24 protein-coding genes are annotated in these 23,368 nt (G+C 61.7%); 9 read left to right on the top strand and 15 right to left on the bottom strand.

The genetic code is table 11. From position 1 onward, the window contains the following. Positions 1–108: 108 nt before the first annotated feature. On the top strand, positions 109–987 hold the full coding sequence (locus KVG91_RS23175; protein ID WP_169375207.1) for an AraC family transcriptional regulator: 879 nt from the start codon (positions 109–111) through the stop codon (positions 985–987). 6 nt (positions 988–993) lie between these two features. On the opposite strand, the gene KVG91_RS23170 is transcribed toward KVG91_RS23175, so the two are convergent. From KVG91_RS23170 to pstS, 9 genes are all read right to left on the bottom strand, one after another. Beyond that, positions 994–1,242 (bottom strand): hypothetical protein, encoded by a 249-nt coding sequence (locus KVG91_RS23170; RefSeq protein WP_169375208.1) that lies wholly within the window; start codon positions 1,240–1,242, stop codon positions 994–996. Further along, a complete protein-coding gene (locus KVG91_RS23165) occupies positions 1,239–2,276 on the bottom strand; it encodes a chemotaxis protein CheB (RefSeq protein ID WP_169375209.1) in 1,038 nt (345 codons plus the stop codon). Before KVG91_RS23165 ends, KVG91_RS23170 begins: the two co-directional genes overlap by 4 nt. Positions 2,277–2,541: 265 nt before the next feature. Then, on the bottom strand, positions 2,542–2,703 hold the full coding sequence (locus KVG91_RS23160; RefSeq protein ID WP_169375196.1) for a hypothetical protein: 162 nt from the start codon (positions 2,701–2,703) through the stop codon (positions 2,542–2,544). Positions 2,704–3,103: 400 nt separating this feature from the next. Then, entirely contained in the window at positions 3,104–3,679 is a 576-nt protein-coding gene (locus tag KVG91_RS23155) for a hypothetical protein (protein ID WP_169378668.1), read from the bottom strand. 1 nt (position 3,680) lies between these two features. Next, positions 3,681–4,379 (bottom strand): hypothetical protein, encoded by a 699-nt coding sequence (locus KVG91_RS23150; protein ID WP_169378669.1) that lies wholly within the window; start codon positions 4,377–4,379, stop codon positions 3,681–3,683. A 31-nt stretch (positions 4,380–4,410) separates the two neighbouring features. Next, a complete protein-coding gene (pstB, locus tag KVG91_RS23145) occupies positions 4,411–5,172 on the bottom strand; it encodes a phosphate ABC transporter ATP-binding protein PstB (RefSeq protein ID WP_010210300.1) in 762 nt (253 codons plus the stop codon). 76 nt (positions 5,173–5,248) lie between these two features. Next, positions 5,249–6,142 (bottom strand): phosphate ABC transporter permease PstA, encoded by an 894-nt coding sequence (gene pstA, locus KVG91_RS23140; protein WP_169378670.1) that lies wholly within the window; start codon positions 6,140–6,142, stop codon positions 5,249–5,251. Beyond that, positions 6,139–7,107, bottom strand: coding sequence for a phosphate ABC transporter permease subunit PstC (pstC, locus tag KVG91_RS23135; protein WP_169378671.1), 969 nt, complete (start codon positions 7,105–7,107; stop codon positions 6,139–6,141). The genes pstA and pstC overlap by 4 nt, the downstream gene beginning before the upstream one ends. A gap of 75 nt (positions 7,108–7,182) precedes the next feature. Next, positions 7,183–8,211 (bottom strand): phosphate ABC transporter substrate-binding protein PstS, encoded by a 1,029-nt coding sequence (pstS, locus tag KVG91_RS23130; protein ID WP_169378672.1) that lies wholly within the window; start codon positions 8,209–8,211, stop codon positions 7,183–7,185. 184 nt (positions 8,212–8,395) lie between these two features. On the opposite strand from pstS, the gene ppk2 reads away from it, so the two are divergent. Next, positions 8,396–9,313: a polyphosphate kinase 2 gene (gene ppk2, locus KVG91_RS23125; RefSeq protein WP_169378673.1), complete on the top strand. Its 918-nt coding sequence runs from the start codon at positions 8,396–8,398 to the stop codon at positions 9,311–9,313. Positions 9,314–9,486: 173 nt separating this feature from the next. Here the strand turns inward: ppk2 and treS are convergent, their stop codons facing one another. Together treS and KVG91_RS23115 are read right to left on the bottom strand one after the other, a co-directional pair. Next, positions 9,487–11,550 carry a maltose alpha-D-glucosyltransferase gene (treS, locus tag KVG91_RS23120; protein WP_169378674.1) on the bottom strand — a complete coding sequence of 688 codons (2,064 nt, stop codon included), beginning with the start codon at positions 11,548–11,550 and terminating at the stop codon, positions 9,487–9,489. A 246-nt stretch (positions 11,551–11,796) separates the two neighbouring features. Continuing rightward, entirely contained in the window at positions 11,797–12,564 is a 768-nt protein-coding gene (locus KVG91_RS23115; RefSeq protein WP_178115315.1) for an AraC family transcriptional regulator, read from the bottom strand. Between the two features lie 174 nt (positions 12,565–12,738). On the opposite strand from KVG91_RS23115, the gene KVG91_RS23110 reads away from it, so the two are divergent. Genes KVG91_RS23110 through KVG91_RS23100 form a run of 3 tightly spaced genes read left to right on the top strand, consistent with a single transcriptional unit; the run spans position 12,739 to position 15,896 of the window. Further along, on the top strand, positions 12,739–13,686 hold the full coding sequence (locus tag KVG91_RS23110; protein WP_169378675.1) for a 4-hydroxyproline epimerase: 948 nt from the start codon (positions 12,739–12,741) through the stop codon (positions 13,684–13,686). 17 nt (positions 13,687–13,703) lie between these two features. Next, positions 13,704–14,660, top strand: coding sequence for a dihydrodipicolinate synthase family protein (locus KVG91_RS23105; RefSeq protein WP_169378676.1), 957 nt, complete (start codon positions 13,704–13,706; stop codon positions 14,658–14,660). 3 nt (positions 14,661–14,663) lie between these two features. Then, the gene (locus KVG91_RS23100) at positions 14,664–15,896 is read left to right on the top strand and encodes an NAD(P)/FAD-dependent oxidoreductase (RefSeq protein WP_169378677.1); all 1,233 of its coding nucleotides are present in this window, start codon (positions 14,664–14,666) and stop codon (positions 15,894–15,896) included. Positions 15,897–16,046: 150 nt separating this feature from the next. On the opposite strand, the gene KVG91_RS23095 is transcribed toward KVG91_RS23100, so the two are convergent. The 3 genes from KVG91_RS23095 to KVG91_RS23085 form a co-directional block, all read right to left on the bottom strand. Continuing rightward, complete coding sequence (locus KVG91_RS23095) at positions 16,047–16,964, bottom strand: ADP-ribosylglycohydrolase family protein (protein WP_169378678.1); 918 nt, start codon at positions 16,962–16,964, stop codon at positions 16,047–16,049. Between the two features lie 34 nt (positions 16,965–16,998). Beyond that, positions 16,999–17,979, bottom strand: coding sequence for a GlxA family transcriptional regulator (locus KVG91_RS23090; protein WP_178115316.1), 981 nt, complete (start codon positions 17,977–17,979; stop codon positions 16,999–17,001). A gap of 340 nt (positions 17,980–18,319) precedes the next feature. Further along, a complete protein-coding gene (locus KVG91_RS23085) occupies positions 18,320–18,928 on the bottom strand; it encodes a LysE family translocator (protein ID WP_076953898.1) in 609 nt (202 codons plus the stop codon). A gap of 421 nt (positions 18,929–19,349) precedes the next feature. Between KVG91_RS23085 and gcvA the strand changes: the two genes are divergently transcribed. From gcvA to KVG91_RS23070, 3 genes are all read left to right on the top strand, one after another. Next, entirely contained in the window at positions 19,350–20,255 is a 906-nt protein-coding gene (gcvA, locus tag KVG91_RS23080; protein ID WP_169378680.1) for a transcriptional regulator GcvA, read from the top strand. Between the two features lie 75 nt (positions 20,256–20,330). Continuing rightward, positions 20,331–21,158: a DMT family transporter gene (locus KVG91_RS23075; RefSeq protein WP_169378681.1), complete on the top strand. Its 828-nt coding sequence runs from the start codon at positions 20,331–20,333 to the stop codon at positions 21,156–21,158. 27 nt (positions 21,159–21,185) lie between these two features. Continuing rightward, positions 21,186–21,947, top strand: coding sequence for an SDR family oxidoreductase (locus KVG91_RS23070; protein WP_169378682.1), 762 nt, complete (start codon positions 21,186–21,188; stop codon positions 21,945–21,947). A 60-nt stretch (positions 21,948–22,007) separates the two neighbouring features. Here KVG91_RS23070 and KVG91_RS23065 read toward each other — a convergent pair whose 3' ends face one another. After that, a complete protein-coding gene (locus tag KVG91_RS23065) occupies positions 22,008–22,529 on the bottom strand; it encodes a DUF1993 domain-containing protein (protein ID WP_169378683.1) in 522 nt (173 codons plus the stop codon). 240 nt (positions 22,530–22,769) lie between these two features. On the opposite strand from KVG91_RS23065, the gene KVG91_RS23060 reads away from it, so the two are divergent. Then, on the top strand, positions 22,770–23,024 hold the full coding sequence (locus KVG91_RS23060; RefSeq protein WP_169378684.1) for a hypothetical protein: 255 nt from the start codon (positions 22,770–22,772) through the stop codon (positions 23,022–23,024). Positions 23,025–23,368 lie beyond the last annotated feature (344 nt).

The raw sequence follows: 23,368 nt of genomic DNA, 5'->3' as shown, positions 1-23,368 counted from the left end.
TGAGTCTGCCCCTCGCAGGTCGGCTGCCTGTAGCAGGATCGTCGCGCATCCTTGCACGATCGTCCGACCAGTCGGACCGCCCTGCCCAGCCCCATCAACGGAGCCGCCATGGATGCCCTGGCACACCTCATCGACCTGATCAGCCGTCACGCCCCCATTGACGGCATTCATTCCACGCCGGTCGCCGGCGTCAGCCTGGTGCGCTCAGCCGCGCCGACAATGCCCATGCCGGTGGTGTACGAGCCGACCCTGTGCCTGATTGCCCAGGGCCGCAAGCAAGTGGTCGCCGGCACGGCGAGCTACGTCTACGACGCAGCGACTTACCTGGTGGCGTCCGTGGACATTCCGGTGATGGGGTCGGTGATCGAGGCCAGCGCGACAACGCCTTACCTGTGCCTGGTGCTCGACCTGGACATGGCCGTGCTGAGCGAGCTGGCGATGCGTCATCCGGCGTCCCTGGAGCAACCCGCGCAGCCGGGCGCCAGCATCGAACTCAACACCACCACCGCCGAGCTGCTGGACGCGGCCGTCAGGCTGGCCCGGCTGCTGGACACACCGGCAGACATCGAGGCGTTGGCGCCGCTGACGATTCGCGAAATCCTCTATCGCCTGCTCACAGCCAGTGGTCACGGCGCACTGCGGCAAATGGCCAAGGCCGACAGCCGCCTCAACCAGATCGCCAAGGCCATCGCCTGGTTGCGCGCCCACTACCACGAGCCCTGCCGGATCGATGCCATCGCCGACATTGCCGGCATGAGCCGCTCCACCTTCCATGCACACTTCAAGGCCGTCACGTCCATGAGCCCGCTGGCGTTTCGCAGCCAGTTGCGGCTGCAGGAAGCGCGCCGGCTGATGGTCGCCGAAGCGCTGGACGCCGCGGGCGCAGGCTTTCGCGTGGGTTACGAGAGCCCTTCGCAATTCAGCCGGGATTATGTGCGCATGTTCGGCCTTCCGCCGGTCAAGGACGCCGGTCGGTTGCGCACCTGACATGGGCTAGAACGTGGGCCCATCACCGGTCGCTTCAGCAAGGGTAGCCAACGTCTCTTCCATGCTGGCGATCTCGTCCTGAAGCTTCTGGAAGACCAAACGGAACGCACCGTCCACATCCACCGTTTGATGACCACGCAGTGAACCCGCCCGTTCTTCCTCAGCCCGCTCGAGTGCGGTCACGCTCTCACGCAGCGCAAGGAGCTGGTCAAAGATCGCCGCGACCTGGTCTCGAGTGTCAGTGTCGGCTTTCATTTAGGCGTTTGCGCATCACTGGACGAAACCGGGCGTAGCGTTGTTACCAATGCGCGAAGGGTGTCCTTGTGGCCCTCAAGGCCTTCGCTCGCCAGCTCGTATTCTTTTACCGCGCCCGTTCGCCCGAAATCCTTACTGCTTTGAATCTGCCGACCGAGTAGCAGCTGCTTTTCGTGCATGGCCCGAATGGCCACCCACAGCGCTTCCTCGATCATTTCGTTCTGGCCATGAAATAACGCGACCGAGGTATAGCTGTGGCCGGTGTGGCAACGAAAGCGCGGCGGAGCAGCGCCTACCTCCCACAACGAGCCCCCGCATTCCGGGCAAGATATTCCCGAGACCTTCCCGATCGCGTCCAGAGCATAGGCCCCGCCTGAACTGAGGTCTTCAGTCAGATCGTTTTCAGTCGCGTACGGCTCGATACGCTTGGGCTCCCTGGGCGCGGGCGCTTCAGGCGCGCGCTGCGCAACAGCGCGACCCAGGGCGCGGCCCAGTTCATCGAGCGGCAAGCAAGTGTCCACCTCGACATGACGCAGTGCATTCATCGGCATGGAGGGCGCTTCGGCCGTCTCGGGATCCTGGACAAACACCCTGCCCCCATAAGCCTTGATCGCCTGGAGGCCGACCACACCGTCATCCAGTTCACCGGTGAGGATTACGCCGATCGTTCCCTCTGCGTAGCTGATCGCAGCGGAGCGAAACATCGGGTCAATCGCGGGGCGGGAGTGGTTTTCCTTAGCGCTGCGGACCAACTGCAAGGTGCCGCGCTTGATCAGCAGGTGCTGGTCCGGTGGCGCCACGTAGACACGACCGTTCTTTATGGCTTCTCCAGACAAGGCAAAATCGATGTCCAACGAGGTCGTCTTAGCCAGCAGGCTCGGCAGCAGGCTGGGTTGATCGCCGATATGCATGGTGATGAAAACCGCGGCCTGCAGATCGCTCGGGAGCTGGGCCAGCAGTGTGCGCAATGCCGTTAAACCGCCGCTGGACGCGCCGATCACGATGATTTGGTCAACCGGGTTATCTTGATGCATCAGATATGTCCTTGCTGTGACTGTGCCGCCGGTGCACATGTTGAAACTGCGGCCTCACGCTGAACATTTCGATAAGCCACGTACCTCGCGCGGTGCCGTTGGGCGACCGCCTTGTTAGTTCTGATAGGTGTGCGCCTGGGAAGGTTCGGAAAAATTCCACTGGGCGCGCAGAACGCCCGTTCGACCGGCGCCAATCCATAGTCCCGGCCGCTGTGGGGCAGCGGCCGGAACAAGGCCGGCGGGTACTTCGGATTACACAGGACAATCAGTTGTCAGGATGCTCGCTCGCGACCGAATCGGCCGCGTCCACATCGGACATGTCCTCTTCAACAGGCGCCTCGTCGTCCGGCGGCAACGGGATATTGTCCTCATCACGCTCAGGCTCATGCCCGGCTTCGTTAGCGGGGGCGTTTTCATTGCTGTGCATATTGACTCTCCTTGCTGATGCTCGGGATATCCGCGCTTACACTTGAGAGGCGGCACGCCATTCAGAGTGCCGGGCTTTAGACGAATGGCCAGATAAAAAGCGCCGCGCTGCTTCTCTGTGGGAACTGGCGTGCCTGCGATGCACATAGGTATCAACACATTTTTGTAGTGAGCGGGCTTGTCCCGCGCTGGGTGGCGAAGCCGCCCCAATAAAGACACCGCGCAATTTCAGATAACCCACATCGCCGGGTTTGGGGCCGCTTCGCGGCCCAGCGCGGGGCGAGCCTGCTCACTACAGGGAATTGTCAGTCTCTGAAAGCTGTATTGAACAAGCATAAAAAAGGGGGCCAACTGATTCCTCAGCCGCCCCCTGCTTAACCCTGCCTATACGGCAAGCTTCTTCACCCGTTCAACGTAAGCCCCGGATAACCGCGCACCGGCAGCTTGTGCCTGTGCGGTTGCTGGCGTGCAAGCTGCGTCTGGACCTGTGCAACCGCCTCCAGCACCCGCTGCGCCCATTGCGTGTCTTGCGGGTCCACCACCACGACGCGAAACCCGTGATCGACGCCCTCAAGCTGCACGCCCTCGGAGTCATCGACATGCAAGTCGATGTCGAACGCTGGCGGGAATTTCGATGGGGTGCTCGCCAGGCCACGGTCCGTGAGGGCCTGGTTGTGCCGCACGCTGTTGACCACACCGTCGACGTGGATGCCGTACAGCAACAACCAGCGGCGGATGTAGGACGGAGTGCGGCCGGACGAAGTGTAGACCCACACGCTGCAGCCCTGGCGCCGTAACTCGCGGGTCAGGGCACGGGTTCCGCTGCGCAGCGGTTCGCCCAGCCAGCGGTGCACACACGCCGGCAAGCGGCTGTGTTCGGTCGCACTGTGGTGCAGTTGGCAGGCCAGCGTGTCATCGATATCGAACGAGATACGGATGCGCTGGCGCTTGAACGCATGCTTGAGAGTGCCGAGCATATCAATAGCCACCTTGATAAACGGGTGCCGGGGTGTCGCCCAGGAAAAACTCCGTTGGATCAGGGGCGTTATCTTCCAGGAACGCGGCATATTTCTTCTTGATCTTGGGCAATTCGTACAAGGCCTTGACGCCATGCTTGGCGGAGTTGCGTATGACCGAGGATGGGTTGAAGTAGCCCTCGGCGTTGTCCAGCGTCAGTACAAACGGTGGCAGCCCCGCGCGCATCAGCAGGTAGCTGACAATCAGCGACCCGCTGCGGTGATTACCTTCAATGAACAACTGCGGCTTGCTGAGGACGCGCACATAGACACCGGCGGCGCGCTTCCACACCGATTCATCGTGGTGCTTGCAGTACCAGTTGTACAAATCCTTGATACCGCCTTCGACATTGTTGAAAAAATGCACTTCGGTCGCGGCCAGATGCTGGGCGTACTCCTGCCGCCGCTGCGGGTCTTTACCGCAGAGCACGGTGGCATTGATCTCCAGCATCAGGTTCAGTTGCTGAAGGTTGAACAGGTCGACACCGCGCGCCACATACTCGTCAATCAGGGCGTAGCCTTCAAGCACATTCTGCAGCACCTCGTCTGTCAGCGGGTCGCGTGGCTCGGTAAAGTCCCGGCTGAGCTGGGCAAAACGGCCCTGTACCTTACGCAGTGCGCGTTCGATCGCGAGCAAATCAAGACGACGTGTTGCAGTCATTGGCAATCCTGAAAAACGGTGCATGGGCGGATCAGCTGAACTTGCCGCTGATGTAGTCCCCGGTCATTTGTTCGCGCGGGTTTTCGAAGATCTGCGCGGTAGGGCCCATTTCCACCAGATAGCCGGTGCGGGTGCCCTGGGAGATATCCACCGAAAAGAACGCAGTGGTATCGGCCACGCGAATCGCCTGCTGCATGTTGTGCGTCACCAGCGCGATGGTGTAGTCCTTCTTGAGCTCGACCATCAGTTCCTCGACGCGGCGCGTGGCAATCGGGTCAAGCGCCGAGCACGGTTCATCGAGCAGCAACACTTCCGGCTCGGTGGCGATGGCACGGGCGATACACAGGCGTTGCTGCTGGCCGCCGGAAAGCGACAGGCCGCTGACCTTGAGCTTGTCCTTGACCTCATCCCACAACGCGGCGCCTTGCAGGGCGTGCTTGACGCGGTCACCCAGGTCACCCTTGTAGCGATTGAGGCGCAGGCCAAAGGCCACGTTGTCGAAAATGCTCATGGAGAACGGGTTCGGCTGTTGGAACACCATGCCGATGTAACGGCGTACGACCACCGGATCAACGCCCTTGCCGTACACGTCCTGGCCGAGGAAATGCACATGACCTTCGAAGCGAAAGCCCTTCACCAGGTCATTCATGCGGTTGAGGCTACGCAGCACGGTGGATTTGCCACAGCCGGACGGACCGATAAAGCCGGTGATCTTGTTTTTCTCGATTGGCACATGGCTATCACGCACCGCCATGAAGTTGCCGTAGAAAATCTTGTCCAGCTTGCAGTCCATGACCACAGGCGCCTGGGTGATAAACGGAGCGGCTATTTGCGCAGATGACGTGTTCAAAATTCAGTTGCTCCCGTTCTTAGTACTTGGGCTTGCCGAAAATACGGCTCACGATATTCACGACCAGCACGATCATCACCAGCACCAATGAGGCCGCCCAGGCGAGCTCGAGCTGGTTGTCAAAGGGCATGCCGGAGAAGTTGTAAATCAGCACGGCAAGGGAGGCCGTCGGATTCATCACCGCCAGGTTGCCGTCGTGGTAGATCCAGTAGTTGCTGAACAGCGCGGTGAACAACAGCGGTGCGGTTTCGCCGGCGGCGCGCGCCACGGCAAGCATGACGCCCGTGAGGATTGCCGGCATGCCGGTGGGCAGGACGATTTTCCAGATCACTTGCGAGCGGGTGCAGCCCATGCCGTAGGCGGCGTCCTTCATGACCTTGGGCACCATCTTCATCGACTCTTCAGCCGTGAGCACCACGATCGGCAGCATCAATACCGCCAGTGCGATGCCGCCGGCAGGGGCCGAGTAGGTCCCGGTGGTCATCACCACCAGGGCGTAGGCAAACACGCCCGCCAGAATCGACGGCAGGCCGGTGAGCATTTTCGCGGCAAAGCGCGAAGCGTTCGCCAGTTTGCTGTCCGGCCCCAGCTCAGCCAGGAACACGGCGGCCAGGATGCCGACCGGCACCGCGATGGCAGCCGCGATACCGACCATGACAAACGTACCCGCCATGGCGTTGCCGAAGCCACCGCCGGTCTCGAACCCGGTCGGTGGCAATTCGGTGAACACCTCCAGGCTCAGGCGAGCGCCGCCCCGGGTGATCAGCATGTAAAGCACCGAAATCAGCGGCACGCTGGCCAGCAGTGCGCCGAACCACACCAGGCTGGTCAACACCAGGCTGCGCAGGGCACGGCCTTCGAACCGGCGTTGCAGGCTCGGCATGGCGGTGATTGGGGAAGAGAGGTCAGTCATTGTTTAGTCCCCCGCTGGGCGTAGACCATGATCATCGAACCGATGATGTTCACCAAAAGCGTGATGAACATCAGGACCAGTGCGGCGTACATCAGCACCTCGATCTCGTTCGGGCCGGCTTCGGGGAAGTTCAGCGCCAGCAAGGCCGCCAGGGTATTGGCCGGTGCAAACAGCGAAAGGGAAATATTGTTCGCGTTGCCCACCAGCATGGCCAGGGCCATGGTTTCACCCAGGGCGCGGCCGAGGCCCAGCACCAGGGAACCGAAGATGCCGGTCGCGGCGGATGGCACCATTACCTTGAGAATCGCCTCCCAATGGGTGGTGCCCATGCCGTAGGCGGCTTGCTTGGTTTTCATTGGCACCGCCGTGAGCGCATCCTGGGAAACGGCGGCGATGGTCGGCAGAATCATGATGGCCAGGACCAGCGCCGCGGGCAGCAGACCCGGTCCACTCAGGGAGGTGCCGAAAAACGGGATCCAGCCAAGCTCGCTGTTCAGCCACGCCGTGAGCGGGCGAATCGCCGGGATCACCACGTAGATCCCCCACAGGCCGTAAACGACGCTGGGGATGGCGGCGAGCAACTCGACGATGGTGCGAAACACTGCAGCCAGCTTGGCCGGTAAGAAATCCTGAGTCAGGAAAATCGCCATGCTGACGCCGAAAAAGCCTGCGATCAGCAACGCGATGAAGGCACTGTACAGCGTGCCCCAAATAGCCGGCAGAATGCCGTATTTACCTTGGTTCACATCCCAGACACTGCCGAACAGCACGTCAAAACCGTGCTTTTCCATGCCGGGAAGTGCCTTGCGCCCTACTTCGAACACCAGCGCGAAAACCAGCGCCAGTATCAGCACTACGCCGATGCGTGCAAGGGCCCGGAAGGTGCGGTCAACCACAAAGTCCTTCGTGGACGGTGGCCGGCACGCAGAGTCCGGGTTAACCGGTACGACAAAAGGTGAGTTCATTGGCTGATTCCGGAACAAGGGGGGAACGCTTCCGGCATGGCGGGCAAGCCCACGCCGGGAGCGGCCTGGCAAGCCTTACTGAATGTTGGCGGAAGCTTTGCGCACCTGATCGACAACCGATTTCGGCAGCGGGATGTAGCCCATCGAATCGGCGATTTTCTGGCCTTCGGTCAGGCTGTACTCGACCATTTCACGCATGGCCTTGGCCTTGGCCGGGTTGCCGTTGTCCTTGCGGAAGATCATCCAGGTATAGGAAGTGATCGGGTAGGACTTGGCACCATCCGGATCCGGCAGCCAGGCCACCAGGCTTTCCGGCATCTTCACCGCAGCCAGCGCTTCGGCGCCGCTTTCGGCGTTCGGCACCACGTATTTGCCGGCCTTGTTCTGCAGCTGGGCAAAATCGACCTTGGCCAGCTTGGCGAAACCGTACTCGATGTAGCCGATGGCGCCTGGGGTCTGGCGTACGGTGGCGGTCACGCCGTCGTTTTTCGGCGATTTGATGAACTTGTCGCTGGCAGGCCAGTTGACGGTATTGCCTTCGCCCAGGTCCTGCTTGAACGCAGGGTTGATGGCCGACAGGTGCTTGGTGAACACCGCAGTGGTACCGCTGGAGTCTGCACGCACCACGACGGTGATCGGCATGTCAGTGAGTTTCAGCTCCGGGTTGGCCGCGACGATTTGCGGGTCGTTCCACTTGGTGATCTTGCCCAGGAAGATGTTGGAGTACACCTCGCGCGGCAGCTTCAAGCCTTTTGGGCTGCCCGGCAGGTTGTACGCCAGGACGATTTCGCCCGCGGTCATCGGCAGCAGTTGCACGCCTTCGGCAACCTTGGCGATGTCTTCGTCTTTCATTGCCGAGTCACTGGCGGCGAAGTCGACGGTTTTGTTCAGGAAGTCCTGTACGCCAGCGCCGCTACCCTTGGATTGGTAGTCAACCGTGACACCTTCTGTCTTCTTGCTGAAGTCTTTGAACCAGGTGAGGTAGATCGGAGCCGGGAAACTTGCGCCAGAACCTGTCAGGCGGACGTTTTCCGCCGCAAATACCGAGGTGGCACTCAAAGAAACCGCGACGGCGATTGCAGCAGACTTCATCAGACGTTTCATTAAGGAGAATCCTAGTGATTTCGGGCTCGGCAACTCTGCAACAATCTTGTTACGGTTTTATGAACGTGCAGTGGCAAAACGCCCGGTTGCCCCCCTCTTCCCTCGCAAACATGCGATTCGGTGTAATTGGTTGGTAACAAATTGCGTCTATGACTTGGCCATCCCCACCCTGCGAGTTCCGCCCATGTCCTCTGTAGAAGACGCCTTGATGCAGCGCATTCACCGTGAACTCCTTGATCACAGTGATGAAGAGTTGGAACTGGAACTGTCCGAAGACGGGCACGACCTGAACACGCTATTTGATGAGCATGTCGGTGAAAGCAGCGAAAAAGCCGCGCGCAGGATTTATTTCAGCGAGCTGTTCCGCCTGCAGGGCGAGTTGGTGAAATTGCAAAGCTGGGTGGTCAAGACCGGCCACAAAGTGGTGATCCTGTTCGAGGGCCGCGATGCCGCCGGCAAAGGTGGCGTGATCAAGCGCATCACCCAGCGCCTCAATCCCAGGGTCTGCCGGGTGGCCGCCCTGCCGGCACCGAATGACCGCGAACAAACCCAGTGGTATTTCCAGCGCTACGTCTCGCACTTGCCGGCCGCCGGTGAAATCGTGCTGTTCGACCGCAGTTGGTACAACCGCGCCGGCGTCGAGCAAGTCATGGGGTTCTGTAATGACGACCAGTACGAAGAGTTCTTCCGCACCGTGCCGGAGTTCGAACGTATGCTCGCCCGCTCCGGTATTCAGTTGATCAAGTATTGGTTTTCGATTTCCGACCAGGAACAGCACCTGCGCTTTCTCAGCCGTATTCATGACCCGCTCAAGCAGTGGAAGCTCAGTCCCATGGACCTGGAGTCGCGCCGGCGTTGGGAAGCCTATACCAAGGCCAAGGAGATCATGCTCGAACGCACCCACATCGCCGAAGCGCCCTGGTGGGTGGTGCAGGCGGATGACAAGAAGAAAGCGCGGCTCAACTGCATCAGTCACCTGCTCGGGCAAATGCCCTATGAGGAAGTTGAGCTACCGGTGATCGAACTGCCGCAGCGCGAACGGCAGGAGGACTATTCGCGCAGCCCGACGCCACCGGAACTCATTGTGCCGCAACTTTACTGACCCAGCGCTTTTGAACGTGCTGTAGTGAGCGGGCTTGTCCCGCGCTGGGCGGCGAAGCCGCCCCAATCGGATCGCCGCGGTCTGTCAGATAGAACCGGATCGACGGGTTTTGGGGCGGCTTCGCCGCCCAGCGCGGGGCAAGCCCGCTCACTACAACGATAGTGCAGTGAGCGCTACATCGGCGCGCTGCTGACGACTCTCAGCGCCAAGCCTTCATACGGATCCAGCGTAATCGTGAACGCCCCCTCTGCGGTCAAATCCCCCTCGACCCGCTCGTTGATGATGTCCACCACCATCCCCGCAGCAATATCGGGCAGGTGCAAGGTTTCGGTAATCGGCGTGGCCCCGAAATTCAATGCGGTGATTTGCGTACCTTTGCCGGCCGGCAATTCGTGCACCATCACCAACAGCCCAGGATTCTCCACCTCCGGCACCTGGATCTGACGGCTCGCGGCGATATCGTAGGCGCGGCGTACGGCAAGAATTTTTTGCAGTTGCGAGGCGAAGGACTCGGGGTCCTGCAACTGGCTGTTCAGGCTGCCGTAGAGGCTTTTCGAGCGTGGCATGTTCCCGGCGGAAAGCTGCGCATCCGGGTTCAGCTCCACCAGGTCATAAGCGCCGCGATGAATCCAGCGCGTATCGCCGTCCTGCATCAGATGCTCGACGTCTTCGGCCGCCAGCGGCAGCGCGCCCACCAGGTCCCAACCGGACAAGGCAAACACGCCGGGCTGCATGGCGTTGTACATCACCAGCAGCAAATGGATCTGGCGGATCTGCTGGATGTCTGCCGGTGTGATCGCGTCCAGGTCACGAATGCCCAGCGCTGCGGTGATGATGCTGGCGGTGGTGCACGACACACCATTGGTCACGAATTTGAGGTTGTACGGGGCATGTTCGCCGGTCAGGCGCTCGTACATCTGTTCGCGAATGTGTTCGCGCAGGATATTGCCGGGGAAGGTCTGGCCCTGATAGAGGAACGTGTCATGAGCGTGCAGCGTCCAGAAATGCACCAGCTCCAGGGTTAATTCATCGTGGTTCTGCAATGCATGGATCAACGAACCGGGGTCGATGCCCTGGCGGTGCATCTCGCGCAGCATCAAGCGCAGGAACTCGGCATCGCCCATCAGCAGCGCGTGCTGATAGGCGGGACGGGTGATGAAGTCATAGGACAGGTCGGCGCCGCCATGGGACATCGACGCGATGTCGTCCACGGTGAGGTTCAGCTCCTGGAAGCTGAAACCGCCGGCCTTGCGGATCGCCCCGCCGAGCAACTGGTTGCCGGTGATCGACAGCGGATGGCTTTCGGACCACGCGGTGCCGTCGAGCTTGCGTTCCACGCCGAGGAAACCATTGGCGTCCAGGCGCAGGATCTTCGCACCCATCACGTCGATGGCATGCAGCGCATCACCGATGATCATCTGCTGCGCGGCGAAGGTCGGGTCCAGCCAATTCAGCGACGGCTGGCCCTCCTTGAAATAATGCAGGTACACCCAGCGACGCGGCTTGCCGTCCACGCCCACCACAACGTCGGTGGCGCTCCAGTCGGTTTCCTTGACGCCAGGCTCGAAGAAGATCACCCGCTGCAATTGGCCGACGATGTAGTGCTTGTCGCGCAACGCGTCGACCTGCAGCGGGCTGAGGTTCTGCGCATCGCGGCCTTCGGCGACCTCGGGCAGCAACGGCCAGTCTTCTTCGCGGATTTCGACCATGTGGTAGAGGCCCGGGTAGTCCTCGTACGCCATCTCGGCCAGGCGAAAGTCCGCGCCTTTGCCGGTGTGGGACGGAATCACATCGTCGATAATCACCGCGTTGTGCGCCGCCGCCATGCGTGTCAACGCCTGCAATTGCGCCTCGGTGCCCAGCTGCGGGTCGATGTCGAAACTGATGCGGTCGAAGTTACCGTCGATGGTCGGCGTGTGTCGGGTACCGTTCAGGCCGCCGGACTTTTTCAGCGGGCCATTATGGATGCCCTGGATGCCGATCTTCGACAAGGCATGCCACAGCGCTTCATCCCCCAGCGCCTCCAGTACCGTGCCGCCCTCGCGAGTCACGATCGACGCAGGGTAAGCGGTGAACCATACCGACGACAGCGCCGACGCGTCGCGCGGCCGGGTGTGCGCGTAAGGCTGCTGCCACAACCGGCCCTGCCCCGAATAGAGCTTGGCGCGCTGGCGTGCCGCATGCAGCATCGATTGTTCCACCAGCCAGTTCACATGGTTGTTTTCAGCCGCAGTCATAAGCTTGGTACCTGTCGTCGTATGCATTACTCGTGAACATATGAGGGTTGCGCGGGGCATTCGTTGCATTGCGATGTGGCTGGCCTGAAACGAACTGTAGTGAGCGGGCTTGCCCCGCGCTGGGCGGCGAAGCCGCCCTAAACCCAGGCACCTCAGTCTTTCTGAAAGACTGCGGCGGCCTTATTGGGGCGGCTTCGCCCCCCAGCGCGGGGCGAGCCCGCTCACTACAGAACAGGAGTCAGGTGTTTAGCAGGTCTCCCGATACTGCCTCGGCGTAAACCCCGTAGAGGCCTTGAACTGGCGACTGAAGGCGCTGTGATCGGTATAGCCGCACTGCAACGCGACTTCGGTAATCGGCATGCAGGTCTGCAACAACCGGTGGGCCTGCTCCAGGCGCACTTTCTGGATCATCTGCCGGGGCGTGAGATGGAACACGCGTTTGCAGTAACGCTCCAGCTGCGCCACGGAAATGCCCGCGATGCGCGTCAATTCTGCCAGCGTGACACGGCGGTTGAAGTGCGCGCGGATGTGCGCGTCCACCGCGGCCAGGCGCTGGTATGCAGGGTGGCTTTCGCTGGCGGTTTGCAGGTCGACCGAGATGCCGGCCAGGCCAATGATGGCGCCGCCACGGTTGTACAACGGCCATTTGTGGGTCAGGCACCAGCCGGGTTCGCGGGTGCCGTAGAGGTGCAGTTCCAACTGGTCTTGCAGCACGAAACCCTGCTCCAGCACGCGGCGGTCCTGTTCGGTGTAACCCGGCCCCAGTTGGGCGGGGAAGACTTCTGCACTGGTCCTGCCCAGCAGCGGTTGCAGCTGCTTGAGGCCACAACGTTGCACCAACGTGCGGTTGGCCAGGACATAACGCGCCTGGGTGTCCTTGATGAAAATCGCCGCATTCGGGATCACATCCAGCATCGGCAATAGCTGCGCGACACCGGTCAACAACTGCTCAAGGCTGTGCGGACGATTTGCCTCGCCCCCCTGGCAAAGGGTCGCAAACGCGCTCTGCATCATGACCGTGGATCCCCGCAAATTGCCTCGACGCATAGCAGATTGCCCGATGCCCAGGGCGCTGTCGAGCTGCCAAAACTGTGCTGATTTCGTCATCGATGCGCACAAAAAACATCAATCGCGCCGCCGTCCGTAAGTTCACTGTAAGCCTACCCCTTCACACACACGGAACGCGCTATGAAGCGACTGCATGTGATCGACTCCCACACCGGCGGCGAACCCACGCGCCTGGTGATGACCGGCTTTCCGGCCCTGCACGGCGCCACCCTTGCCGAGCGACTGGCGAACCTGCGCAACGAGCACGACCCCTGGCGCCGCGCTTGCCTGTTGGAACCGCGTGGCAATGACGTGCTGGTTGGCGCGCTGTACTGCGAGCCTGTCACCCCCGGCGCGGTGTGCGGCGTGATTTTCTTCAACAACGCCGGCTACCTCGGCATGTGCGGTCACGGCACCATCGGCCTGGTGGCGTCCTTACACTACCTGGGCCTCATCCAGCCCGGCGTGCACACCATCGACACGCCCGTCGGCCCGGTGGCGGCGACGCTGCACGAAGACGCCAGCGTGACCTTGCGCAATGTGCCCGCCTACCGTTTTCGCCAGCAGGTGCCGGTGGATGTGCCGGGCCATGGCGTAGTCCACGGCGACATTGCCTGGGGCGGCAACTGGTTTTTCCTGGTATCGGAGCACGGCCAGGCCTTGCAGATGGACAACGTCGACGCCCTGACCGAGTACACCTGGGCCATGCTCAGGGCGCTCGAAGCCCAAGGCATTCACGGTGAGGACGGCGCGTTGATCGACCATGTCGAACTGTTCGCCGACGACGACCTGGCCGACAGCCGCAACTTCGTGATGTGCCCCGGCAAGGCCTACGACCGCTCGCCCTGCGGCACCGGCACCAGCGCCAAGCTGGCCTGCCTGGCGGCCGACGGAAAACTTGCGCCCGGCGCAAGCTGGGTCCAGGCCAGCATCACCGGCAGCCAGTTCACCGGCCACTATGAATGGGAAGGCGAGCACGTACGGCCCTTCATCACCGGCAGCGCCTACATGACCGCCGACAGCACCTTGCTGATCGACGAACGCGACCCTTTCGCCTGGGGCATCGGCGCCCCGGCTCTGCTTAATTGACTCGAGGAGCAAGAACAATGAACGACGACATTTTCACCGGCTGCATCCCCGCCCTGATGACGCCGTGCACCCTTGATCGCAAGCCGGACTTCGATGCACTGGTCGCCAAGGGCCGCGAGTTGGTCGATATCGGCATGAACGCCGTAGTGTATTGCGGCTCCATGGGCGACTGGCCGTTGCTGACTGAAGCCCAGCGCCAGGAGGGCGTCGCGCGCCTGGTAGCGGCCGGTGTGCCGACCATCGTCGGTACGGGAGCGGTCAACAGCCGCGAAGCGATCGCCCATGCAGCCCACGCCGCCGAGGTGGGCGCCCACGGCTTGATGGTGATTCCGCGCGTGCTGTCCCGTGGCGCATCCGCCACTGCGCAAAAGGCCCACTTCTCGGCGATTCTCAAGGCCGCACCCAACCTGCCGGCGGTGATCTACAACAGCCCCTACTACGGCTTCGCCACTCGCGCCGACCTGTTCTTCGAACTGCGCCGCGAACACCCGAACCTCGTCGGCTTCAAGGAGTTCGGCGGTGGCGCAGACCTGCGCTACGCAGCGGAACACATCACCTCCCAGGATGACAGCGTGACCTTGATGGTCGGCGTCGACACCCAGGTGGTGCACGGTTTCGTCAATTGCAACGCCACGGGTGCTATCACCGGAGTCGGCAACGCACTGCCCCGGGAAGTCCTGCAACTGGTGGCGTTGAGCAAGCAAGCGGCCAAGGGCGATGTCAAGGCCCGGCGCCAGGCCCTTGAACTGGAGGCCGCGCTGGCAGTGCTGTCGTCCTTCGATGAAGGCTGCGACTTGGTGCTGTATTACAAGTACCTGATGGTGCTTAACGGCGACCAGGGCTACAGCGTGCATTTCAACGAAACCGACGTGCTCAGCGAGGCCCAGCGCCGTTACGCCCGGAGCCAGTACGCGTTGTTCCGCCAGTGGTACGCCGACTGGTCCGCGCAACAGAATTGCCAAAGAGAAGCCTAGGTCATGGCCGAGCACGATATCGTCGTGGTGGGCGCCGGCATTATTGGAGTGGCCTGCGCTTTGCAACTGGCACGCCAGGGCCGGCAAGTGGTGGTGCTCGACGCGCAGGAACCCGGGATGGGTGCGTCCTATGGCAACGCGGGGCATCTGGCGACCGAGCAAGTGTTCCCGATTGCCGACCTGTCGATCCTCAAGCGTTTGCCCGGCATGCTGCTCGACCCCTTGGGCCCGCTGCGTCTGGACTGGCGATACCTGCCGCGCGCCCTGCCCTGGTTCTTGCGCCTGCTGTTGAACCTGCGCCCGGCGAACTACCGGCGCACGGTCGCGGGGATCCGCATGCTCAATGAAGCCAGCCTGGGCGCCTGGCAGCGTTTGCTGCAGAGCATCGGGCGCCCGGACTTGCTGCGTGAGAATGGCTCGCTGCTGGTGTTTGAGCGCGCGCAGTCACGGCCGGCCGTGGATGCCTTGCAGCAACGTATGCAACAGCAGCAGGTGCCCGTGGCATTCTGGTCTGGCGATGCGATACGCAAGGCAGCGCCGCAGTTGAGCGACAACATCCAGGGCGGTCTGTTTTTCCCCGGCACCGGTCACTTCCTTGACCCTTACCAGGTGGTGCGCGAACTGGTCCGGGCAGCCGAGGCCTGTGGCGTGCAGTTCCTCAAGCGCCACGTGCTGGAGGGTCGCGTGGGAGAACACGGCGTCTCGCTCATCACCGACCAGGGCCCGCTGAGCGCACGCCAGATGCTGATCGCCTGCGGCGCCCACTCGGCCAAGCTCACCGCCGCCTTGACCGGAAGAACCGTGCCCTTGGACACCGAGCGCGGCTACCACCTCATGCTGCCCAGCGAGCCTCATCGCCTGCCGTTCGCCGTTACCTCCCTGGAGCGAAAATTCATCATGACGCCCATGACCGACGGCCTGCGCCTGGCCGGCACGGTGGAATTTGCCGGCCTTGAGCGCCCAGCGAATATGCAGCGCGCCTGGCAGTTGCACCGGCTGAGCCAGGGGCTGTTTCGCGAGGACCTGAGCGCACAAGGGGCCACGCCCTGGATGGGGTTTCGGCCGTCGTTGCCGGATTCATTGCCAGTGATTGACCGAGTGTGTGACGGCAAGGTGCTGCTGGCGTTCGGGCACCAGCACCTGGGGTTGACGCAGGCGGCGGTGACGGCGCAGTGGGTTGGCGCGTTGGCGAATGGCGGCCAGGCGCTCAGGCCGTATCGCCTGGATCGGTTCTGATAAAAACGGACCCTTGTAGTGAGCGGGCTTGTCCCGCGCTGGGTGGCGAAGCCGCCCTAACCGAGTCGCCGCCGAATGACAGATAAAACCGAGTCGCCTGGTTTGGGGCGGCTTCGCCACCGAGCGCGGGGCAAGCCCGCTCACTACAAGTTATTCGGGGTGTTGGGCGGCGGCGTTGAACAGTGCATCGGCCATTGCTTCTATGTCATCGCCCATGCACAGCTTTTCCAGCCACCCCTCGGGAATACCTTGCACGCCATAATGCGCACCGGCCAATTGACCCACGATGGCCGCCGTGGTGTCCGCGTCATCGCCCAGGTTAGCGGCCGTCAAGACGGCATCGGCGAAGCTGTCTGTGTGCTGCACGCACCACAGCGCGGCTTCCAGCGAGGCCACGGCGTAGCCGCTGCCAGTGATGTCCGCGCGGGGTTTATCGCGATACTCCCCCTGGGCAATCGCCAACACTTTGGGGGCAGTCAGGCCGGCGCATGAGACGCTCAACAGTTGCTCCTTGGTCGCCCCGCTCAAGGCATTGCCGATTGCCCGCGCCAGCACCACGCAGCATTCAATCGCCTCTTGGGCGCCGTGGGTGGTACGCGAACTCTGACGGGAAAAATCGTCGACCCGTTGAAGGTCTGGAAAGTAATACAGCACGACCGGCGCCAAGCGCATCATCGAACCATTGCCGGCGGAAAAAGGCGCCGTTGAACCTGCGAACGGATCACCGTGCGCCTCAAATTCCGCCAGCGCGGTACGAACGGTCATGCCGATATCAAAGCAATCGCCCGTGGAACTCAAGTAGCCCCACTTCCACCAGTTCAGGTAGCGCCCCATCTGGTCGGCGGCATCAAACCCACCTTTACGTATCAGGCTTTCGGCCAGACACAACGCCATCGAGGTGTCATCCGTCCATTGGCCCGGCTTCAGGCTGAACGGCCCTCCTCCGACCATATCGGTAACCGGTGTGAAGCTGCCGCGCGGCATGAATTCAACGGTGGTGCCTACCGCATCGCCACACGCCAGGCCCAGCAAGCTACCGCGATAACGATCCAACAGTGTCAGAGACATGGGTCTTCCTTGAAAAAATGAGCCAGTGGGGATATTACTTCACCAACCGCTTTTCCTTGGAGGGGCGATAACCGAAATACGAGCTGTAGCATTTGCTGAAATGGCTCGGCGAAACAAACCCGCACGCCACCAGCACCTCCACCTGGGACAACTCCGTGTGTTGCAACAGCCGCCGCGCTTCGGTGACGCGCAGTTCCATGTAGTAGCGCTGCGGCGTAGTGCCCAGTTGCTCCTTGAACAGCCGCTCGAGCTGGCGCCGGGAGCGGCCGGCATACACGGCGAGCTGGTCCAGTTCCAGGGGTTCTTCGAGGTTGGCGTCCATCAGTTTCACGACTTCACGCAGCGGCGCGCTGACGCTGACGTTTTCGGTGGGCTTGATGCGCCGGTAGCGCGATTCTTCGAAGGCCAGGATATCTTCGATCCCTTCGACCAGGGCTTTATCGTGCAAGGCCTTGATCCAATCCAATGCCATATGGAACGCGCCGGACGGGCTGGAAGCGGTGAGGCGGTCGCGGTCGATCACGTAGGGTTCGCTGGTGACGTGGGTGGCTTTTGACACCTCCGCCAGGGCCGGGCGGTGTTCGGGGTGGATGGCGCAGCGATAACCTTGCAGCAAGCCGGCGCGCCCCAGAAACCAGGCGCCGTTCCACAGGCCGGCGAGGCTGATGCCATGCTCGGCGGCGCTGCGCAGCAGGTGGATGAAGTCGTCGCTGGCCTTGAGTTCAGTGCGAAAGCCGCCGCAGATCACCAGCAAATCCAGGTCTTGCAGAGTTGCCGCATCGAGGCGTGCGTCGGGGCGGATCACCAGGCCCAGGTCGCTGGTGACTTCGCCGTCGTCCCAACCGAAAGTCCGCGAAGCGAACAGTTCGGGACGCAGCAGGTTGGCGGTGACGAGGGTGTCGAGGGTCTGGGTGAATGCGGGCAGGGAAAAGTGTTCAAGCAACAGGAAGCCGACGCGGGTGACCGACGCCGGCTGCTGGGTTTCGTTGAGGTAGCGCAGGTTCTTGCCTTTCATGCCGCCGCTGAATTGACGTCTTTCCATCGAGGGTTGGCCCACTCTTATTGTTGATGCAATGGCGCCATCTTAGGGGCAAACGCGTCGACTGTCTCAGGCGCTGAGCTGGAAAAAACCGCAACCGGGCAAAGCCCACGGCAGAACAGCGGCAGACGCATCTGATACGGTTTTTTCTTTGCTATCTGCCTCTGTATCGAAAAGCCGTCGGGGCGGACAATGGCGCCCTCCCCACCCCCTTCCTTTCGGAGGCCTTATGACCAAGATGGCACTTTTCCTGTTCGGCTTTTTGGTATTGACCATCGGCATCGGCCTGCTGGCGACCATCTCGCCGGTCTGAGGCTCAAGCCACAAACAACATGGGGTATAACGACAGCACCAGCAAGCCGGCCATGGACCAGTTGAACAGCCGCACCCAGCGCGGGTCACGCAGCACCGTGCGCAAGCCGCTGCCGCAGCCGACCCACACGCACACGCTGGGCAAGTTGACCACGGCGAACACCAGCGCAATCACCAGCACATTGGTTACATAGCCCTCGGCTGGCGTATAGGTGGTGATTGCCCCCAACGCCATGATCCAGGCCTTGGGGTTGACCCACTGGAACGCGGCCGCGCCGAGGAAGGTCATGGGCTTGCCCTGTTCATCGGGGCTGTCGGACAGGCCGCCCGCCGTCGCGATCTTCCACGCCAGGTACAACAAATACGCTGCCCCCACATAACGCAGCACCGTGTAGGCCCACGGAAACACTTTGAATACCTCACCCAGCCCCAGGCCCACCGAAATCACCAGCACCATGAAGCCGATGCTGATCCCCAGCGCATGCGGCATCGAACGGCGGAACCCGAAGTTCACCCCCGAGGCAAGCAACATAGTGTTATTGGGCCCCGGCGTGATCGAAGACACGAAGGCGAACAGCACAAAGGCTGACAGCAGGCTGGTAGACATAGACATGACGCGGCATCCAGAAGGTGTGATGTGCCTGCGACAGTAGAGCGTAATCGACCGTCCTGCCCCGTACAGCCACTGCGCGATTGAGGCATACACTTTTTTACCGAAGCTTTCACAAAGCTTTCACAGACGCCGCCCTATGGTGGACCCAGCTCCTAGTGAACATCCTTTTAGCCCGCGCTCCCCAAGCGGGCTTTTCTTTGTCCGAGGTTTAGTAAACGTTCCATACAACCCGTAGTGAGCGGGCTTGCCCCGCGCTGGGCGGCGAAGCCGCCCCAACAAAGACACCTCGGGGGTTTCAGGAAAAATCGAGCCGTCTGGTTTTGGGGCGGCTTCGCCCCCCAGCGCGGGGCGAGCCCGCTCACTACAGAAAACCGTTACCATGAAGCTTCACTCATGGAAGCTGATCGCCGGGACCCAATCGATGAGAGACCTACCGCCAACCGCCACCCTACGCGCTTTCGAAGTCGCCACCCGGCATGCCACTTTCACCTCGGCGTCAGAAGAGTTGCACGTCACCCAGAGCGCTGTCAGCCATCAGTTGAAGCACCTCGAAGAGCTCTGGGGCTTGCAGTTGTTCCAGCGTGGAAAATCGTTGCGACTGACCCCGGCCGGTGCCGCGCTGGCGCCGATCGTGCGTGAGTTTCTCACGAGCCTTGCGGCCACTCTGTCCGACCTGCGGGAACAAAAAGGCAGGGTCCGGCTCAAGGTCAGCACCACCTACTCGTTCGCACTCAAATGGCTGCTCCCCAGGTTGCCCAGCCTGTCGCAGCAGCACCCGGAGATCCTGATCACGCTGGAGACCAGCGACAAGGCGATCAAATTCTCCAGCGCGGATCCTGACGTGGCGATCCGCCTGGGTAACGGCAATTACCCGGGCCTGCACTCGGAGTTCATGCTCAGGGAACAGATTTTCCCCGTGGCCAGCCCCGACCTGCTTAGCCGTTTCGGCACCCCGCACGAACCCGCCGAGCTGCTGCGCTACCCACTGCTGACGCGTGACGGCGCGGACCTGGTGCCCAAGTGGGAAGCCTGGTTCGAGCACGTCGGCGTCGGCATTAGCGCACTGAATGAAAGCGTCAGGTTTGCCGACACCAACATGACCATCGAGGCGGCGCTGCTGGGCCAGGGCATTGCGTTGGTCCGCAGCGGCCACGTTGAAGCCCAGATCAACGACGGTCGCCTGGTCAGGCTGTTCGAGGTGCCCTTCGCATCGCCGGTCGCTTACTATTTTGTCTGCCCCAAAGGCGTCGAGTCCCAGCCTCACATCATCAACTTTCGTCACTGGCTGCTGGAAGAGTCGACGCGGGCCCAACACAGCTATCGCTGATAGAATGAGCAATAGCTCATGGCAGGATGAGGGGACTTCGCTTTCAACTGCCGATGCCGGTGCCTACTATTGCGCATGCCCTTACCTATCGTAGTACTCATCCTTTTCGCCGCGCTCCTGCATGCCAGCTGGAACGCGCTGCTGCGTGCCGGCAACGACAGGCTGTGGTCGATGACCGTGATGTGCCTGGCGGTCGCGGTCGCCAGCGCTGGCATCGCCCTATTCCTGCCGGCACCCGCCGTGGCCAGTTGGCCGTACGCCGTTCTGTCGGGCGTCTTGCACGTGGGTTACAACCTGTTCCTGGTGCGCAGCTACAAAGTCGGCGACCTCGGGCAAACCTACCCGATCGCCCGGGGCTCCTCGCCTATCCTGATCACGCTGTTCGCATTGGCGTTTGCCGGTGAGACGGTGAGCGCCAGCGCCCTGTTTGGCATCGCGTTGGTCTCGGGCGGCATTATTTCACTGGCTTTCAAGCAGCGCAGGCTGGCCGTGCCCAGCCTGCCCTATGCCTTGGGCACGGGTTGTTTCATTGCGGCCTACAGCGTCACGGATGGCATCGGCGCGAGACTCTCCGGCGCACCGCTGGCCTACACTGCGTGGATGTGCGCGCTCTGGGGCGTACTGATGCCCTTGGTGTACATCGGCCTGCGCGATGCACGCAGCCTGTTTGCCCAGCGACCGGGATTCATCACGGCCTTGGCGGGCGGGCTCGTTTCCCTGCTGGCTTACGGCATTGTTATCTATGCCATGGCAGAAGCGCCCATGGGCGCCGTTTCGGCCCTGCGCGAAACCAGCGTGGTGTTCGCGGCGTTGATCGGCTACGTCTTCCTCGGCGAATCGCTGAGCGTTCGAAAACTGCTGGCGTGCGTGGTCATTGCCAGCGGCACGATGCTGATCGGCTGACCTTCACCCCTCATAAAGGTACGAGAAATGGATACTGTCTCTTCAGCTCCCCTGATTCTGATCACCGGCGGAAGCCGAGGCGTGGGCGCGGCCACGGCGCGACTTGCGGCTGCGCAAGGCTACGACGTGGCGATCAGCTACGTGAGCAACGAGGCCGCCGCACTGGGCGTGGTGGCTGATGTAACAGCACTCGGCCGCCGCGCCCTGGCCGTACGTGCCGACAGTGCCGACCCGGACCAGGTCGCACAGCTGTTCGCCGCCATTGACCAGACATTTGGCCGACTCGACGTGCTGGTCAACAACGCCGCCGTCCTCGGGCTGCAATCGCGCTTCGAAGACCTCGACTTCCCCCGCATGCAACGCATCTTCGCGATCAATGCCATCGGCCCGATGCTCTGCGCACAGCAGGCGGTCAAACGCATGTCGTTTCGTCACAACGGCAAGGGCGGCAGCGTGATCAATATATCCTCGGGCGCCGCCCGCCTCGGCAGCCCGAACGAATACGTCGACTACGCCGCGTCCAAAGGCGCTCTGGAGACCTTCACCATCGGCCTGTCCAAGGAAGTCGCGCGCGAAGGCATACGCGTCAACTGCATACGCCCCGGACACATCTACACCGACATGCACGCCAGCGGCGGCGAACCCGGCCGCGTGGACCGCGTCAAGGACAGCATCCCGATGGGCCGCGGCGGCCAACCCGAAGAAGTGGCACGCGCGGTGCTCTGGCTGGCCGGTGCAGAGGCGTCGTTTATTACCGGGACCTTTCTGGATGTGACTGGGGGCAAGTGAGAAGACGGTCAAGGCAGATTCGAGCACGAGCGAACGAATCTGCCGCAAACCAACCCTGCCCTAGCCTTTACGTAAATAAGCAAACATATGCGGTACATAGTCCGCCTTGCCCAACGGCACGCCGTTATGTCGCAGGATGCTATACGCCGTCATCAGGTGAAAATAGAACTGTGGCGTCGCCCAGTTGACGGCGTATTCATTACCCGTCATTTCAAACACGATCCCGCCTGGGAGCTCGATAACAATCAACACATCTGCCCGCTCCTCGATCAGTTCACGATCCGCACCGACCAGTGCCTGCAGCGTCTTGTCGATCAGCGCGATGGCCTCGTCCATTGACGCCGGGGTTTCCAATGCCGATGCAGGCTGCCCACTAAGCCGACTGACAGCGTCCTGGGCCTGGGTACAGGCGAAACGGACTTGAGTCGCCAGATGATGCATATCCGGCGCGAGGCGCGAATCGAGCAGGTTCTGCGGATCGTAGCCGAGCGCGCTGGCGTGCTCATTGCCCTTGGCCAACAGGCCTTTGAGCGTATTCAACATCTGGGAAAAACACGGAATGGTAGCGGCGTAGATCAGCATCGTATTCCCTCGGGTTCAGCATCAGGATCGACTCAACAATCGCCGCCAGTACAGCACATCGCCCAGGTATTTGTTATGAATATGCCTGCGCATCTGGCCGACCGCGGCATTTACACCCGCCGGGCGCGTGCGCCACACTTGCTCGTCGAAAGCGCAACACGGGGATGCCTGTGTTCAACGTTCGGCAAGCGACTCTGATGGATATCAGGGGATAAAAACCTAAGCGGCCAGGAAGACAGGATGGACGAGTTGATACAAGGCCTTGACGGCCCCAGGACCGCTCAGCAGGAGTTGTTCTATGACCTGGAGGACGCAGCGGCGGTGATCGGCTGGTCGGTGGTTGAATTGACCGCGATGGCGGCCGGCGCCAGAACGCCGAGTGAAGCCGCAGCACTGATGAAAATCTGCGCGTTGCTGACGGCGCAGCAGGGGAAAATCGGTGGGTATGCGGGTGAGGTGAAAGAGCAGCGCATCGTCAGATCTTCAGTGATATAGACAGATAAAGTGCAGGGGGTGTGGCGGGGTCGAAAACGAAGAAACCCGGCGCACTGGCCGGGTTTTCGTGAAGCTCTACGTGTTCGGATTGAGCCTAACGGGCTCCGCCATTGTCACGGTCGGTCTGGGCGTCCTGATCCGATCCCGGGTTGCCAGGCGGCGGGTTCCAATCTGACGGCTTTTCGCCCGTACCCTGCTTGGGCTCGGACTCGGCTTGATCAAGACCGGATTCATGACCCTCGCCAGCATCAGGCACTTCTTTTTTAGGTCCAGGGTATGGCGCTGCAGGACCGTTGTTGTCGTCCACCATGAATCACCTCCTATCGGTAGCGCAGGGTTGCGCA

The sequence above is a fragment of the Pseudomonas azadiae genome (genome assembly GCF_019145355.1).
GTDB lineage: Bacteria > Pseudomonadota > Gammaproteobacteria > Pseudomonadales > Pseudomonadaceae > Aquipseudomonas > Aquipseudomonas azadiae.
This window is presented reverse-complemented; position numbering and strand designations above follow the sequence as displayed.

Coding starts and splice junctions, on each gene's coding strand:
- KVG91_RS23175 (WP_169375207.1), top strand. CDS start 109: ATGGATGCCCTGGCACACCTCATCGACCTGATCAGCCGTCACGCCCCC.
- KVG91_RS23170 (WP_169375208.1), bottom strand. CDS start 1,242: ATGAAAGCCGACACTGACACTCGAGACCAGGTCGCGGCGATCTTTGAC.
- KVG91_RS23165 (WP_169375209.1), bottom strand. CDS start 2,276: ATGCATCAAGATAACCCGGTTGACCAAATCATCGTGATCGGCGCGTCC.
- KVG91_RS23160 (WP_169375196.1), bottom strand. CDS start 2,703: ATGCACAGCAATGAAAACGCCCCCGCTAACGAAGCCGGGCATGAGCCT.
- KVG91_RS23155 (WP_169378668.1), bottom strand. CDS start 3,679: ATGCTCGGCACTCTCAAGCATGCGTTCAAGCGCCAGCGCATCCGTATC.
- KVG91_RS23150 (WP_169378669.1), bottom strand. CDS start 4,379: ATGACTGCAACACGTCGTCTTGATTTGCTCGCGATCGAACGCGCACTG.
- pstB (WP_010210300.1), bottom strand. CDS start 5,172: ATGGACTGCAAGCTGGACAAGATTTTCTACGGCAACTTCATGGCGGTG.
- pstA (WP_169378670.1), bottom strand. CDS start 6,142: ATGACTGACCTCTCTTCCCCAATCACCGCCATGCCGAGCCTGCAACGC.
- pstC (WP_169378671.1), bottom strand. CDS start 7,107: ATGAACTCACCTTTTGTCGTACCGGTTAACCCGGACTCTGCGTGCCGG.
- pstS (WP_169378672.1), bottom strand. CDS start 8,211: ATGAAACGTCTGATGAAGTCTGCTGCAATCGCCGTCGCGGTTTCTTTG.
- ppk2 (WP_169378673.1), top strand. CDS start 8,396: ATGTCCTCTGTAGAAGACGCCTTGATGCAGCGCATTCACCGTGAACTC.
- treS (WP_169378674.1), bottom strand. CDS start 11,550: ATGACTGCGGCTGAAAACAACCATGTGAACTGGCTGGTGGAACAATCG.
- KVG91_RS23115 (WP_178115315.1), bottom strand. CDS start 12,564: ATGATGCAGAGCGCGTTTGCGACCCTTTGCCAGGGGGGCGAGGCAAAT.
- KVG91_RS23110 (WP_169378675.1), top strand. CDS start 12,739: ATGAAGCGACTGCATGTGATCGACTCCCACACCGGCGGCGAACCCACG.
- KVG91_RS23105 (WP_169378676.1), top strand. CDS start 13,704: ATGAACGACGACATTTTCACCGGCTGCATCCCCGCCCTGATGACGCCG.
- KVG91_RS23100 (WP_169378677.1), top strand. CDS start 14,664: ATGGCCGAGCACGATATCGTCGTGGTGGGCGCCGGCATTATTGGAGTG.
- KVG91_RS23095 (WP_169378678.1), bottom strand. CDS start 16,964: ATGTCTCTGACACTGTTGGATCGTTATCGCGGTAGCTTGCTGGGCCTG.
- KVG91_RS23090 (WP_178115316.1), bottom strand. CDS start 17,979: ATGAAAGGCAAGAACCTGCGCTACCTCAACGAAACCCAGCAGCCGGCG.
- KVG91_RS23085 (WP_076953898.1), bottom strand. CDS start 18,928: ATGTCTATGTCTACCAGCCTGCTGTCAGCCTTTGTGCTGTTCGCCTTC.
- gcvA (WP_169378680.1), top strand. CDS start 19,350: ATGAGAGACCTACCGCCAACCGCCACCCTACGCGCTTTCGAAGTCGCC.
- KVG91_RS23075 (WP_169378681.1), top strand. CDS start 20,331: ATGCCCTTACCTATCGTAGTACTCATCCTTTTCGCCGCGCTCCTGCAT.
- KVG91_RS23070 (WP_169378682.1), top strand. CDS start 21,186: ATGGATACTGTCTCTTCAGCTCCCCTGATTCTGATCACCGGCGGAAGC.
- KVG91_RS23065 (WP_169378683.1), bottom strand. CDS start 22,529: ATGCTGATCTACGCCGCTACCATTCCGTGTTTTTCCCAGATGTTGAAT.
- KVG91_RS23060 (WP_169378684.1), top strand. CDS start 22,770: ATGGACGAGTTGATACAAGGCCTTGACGGCCCCAGGACCGCTCAGCAG.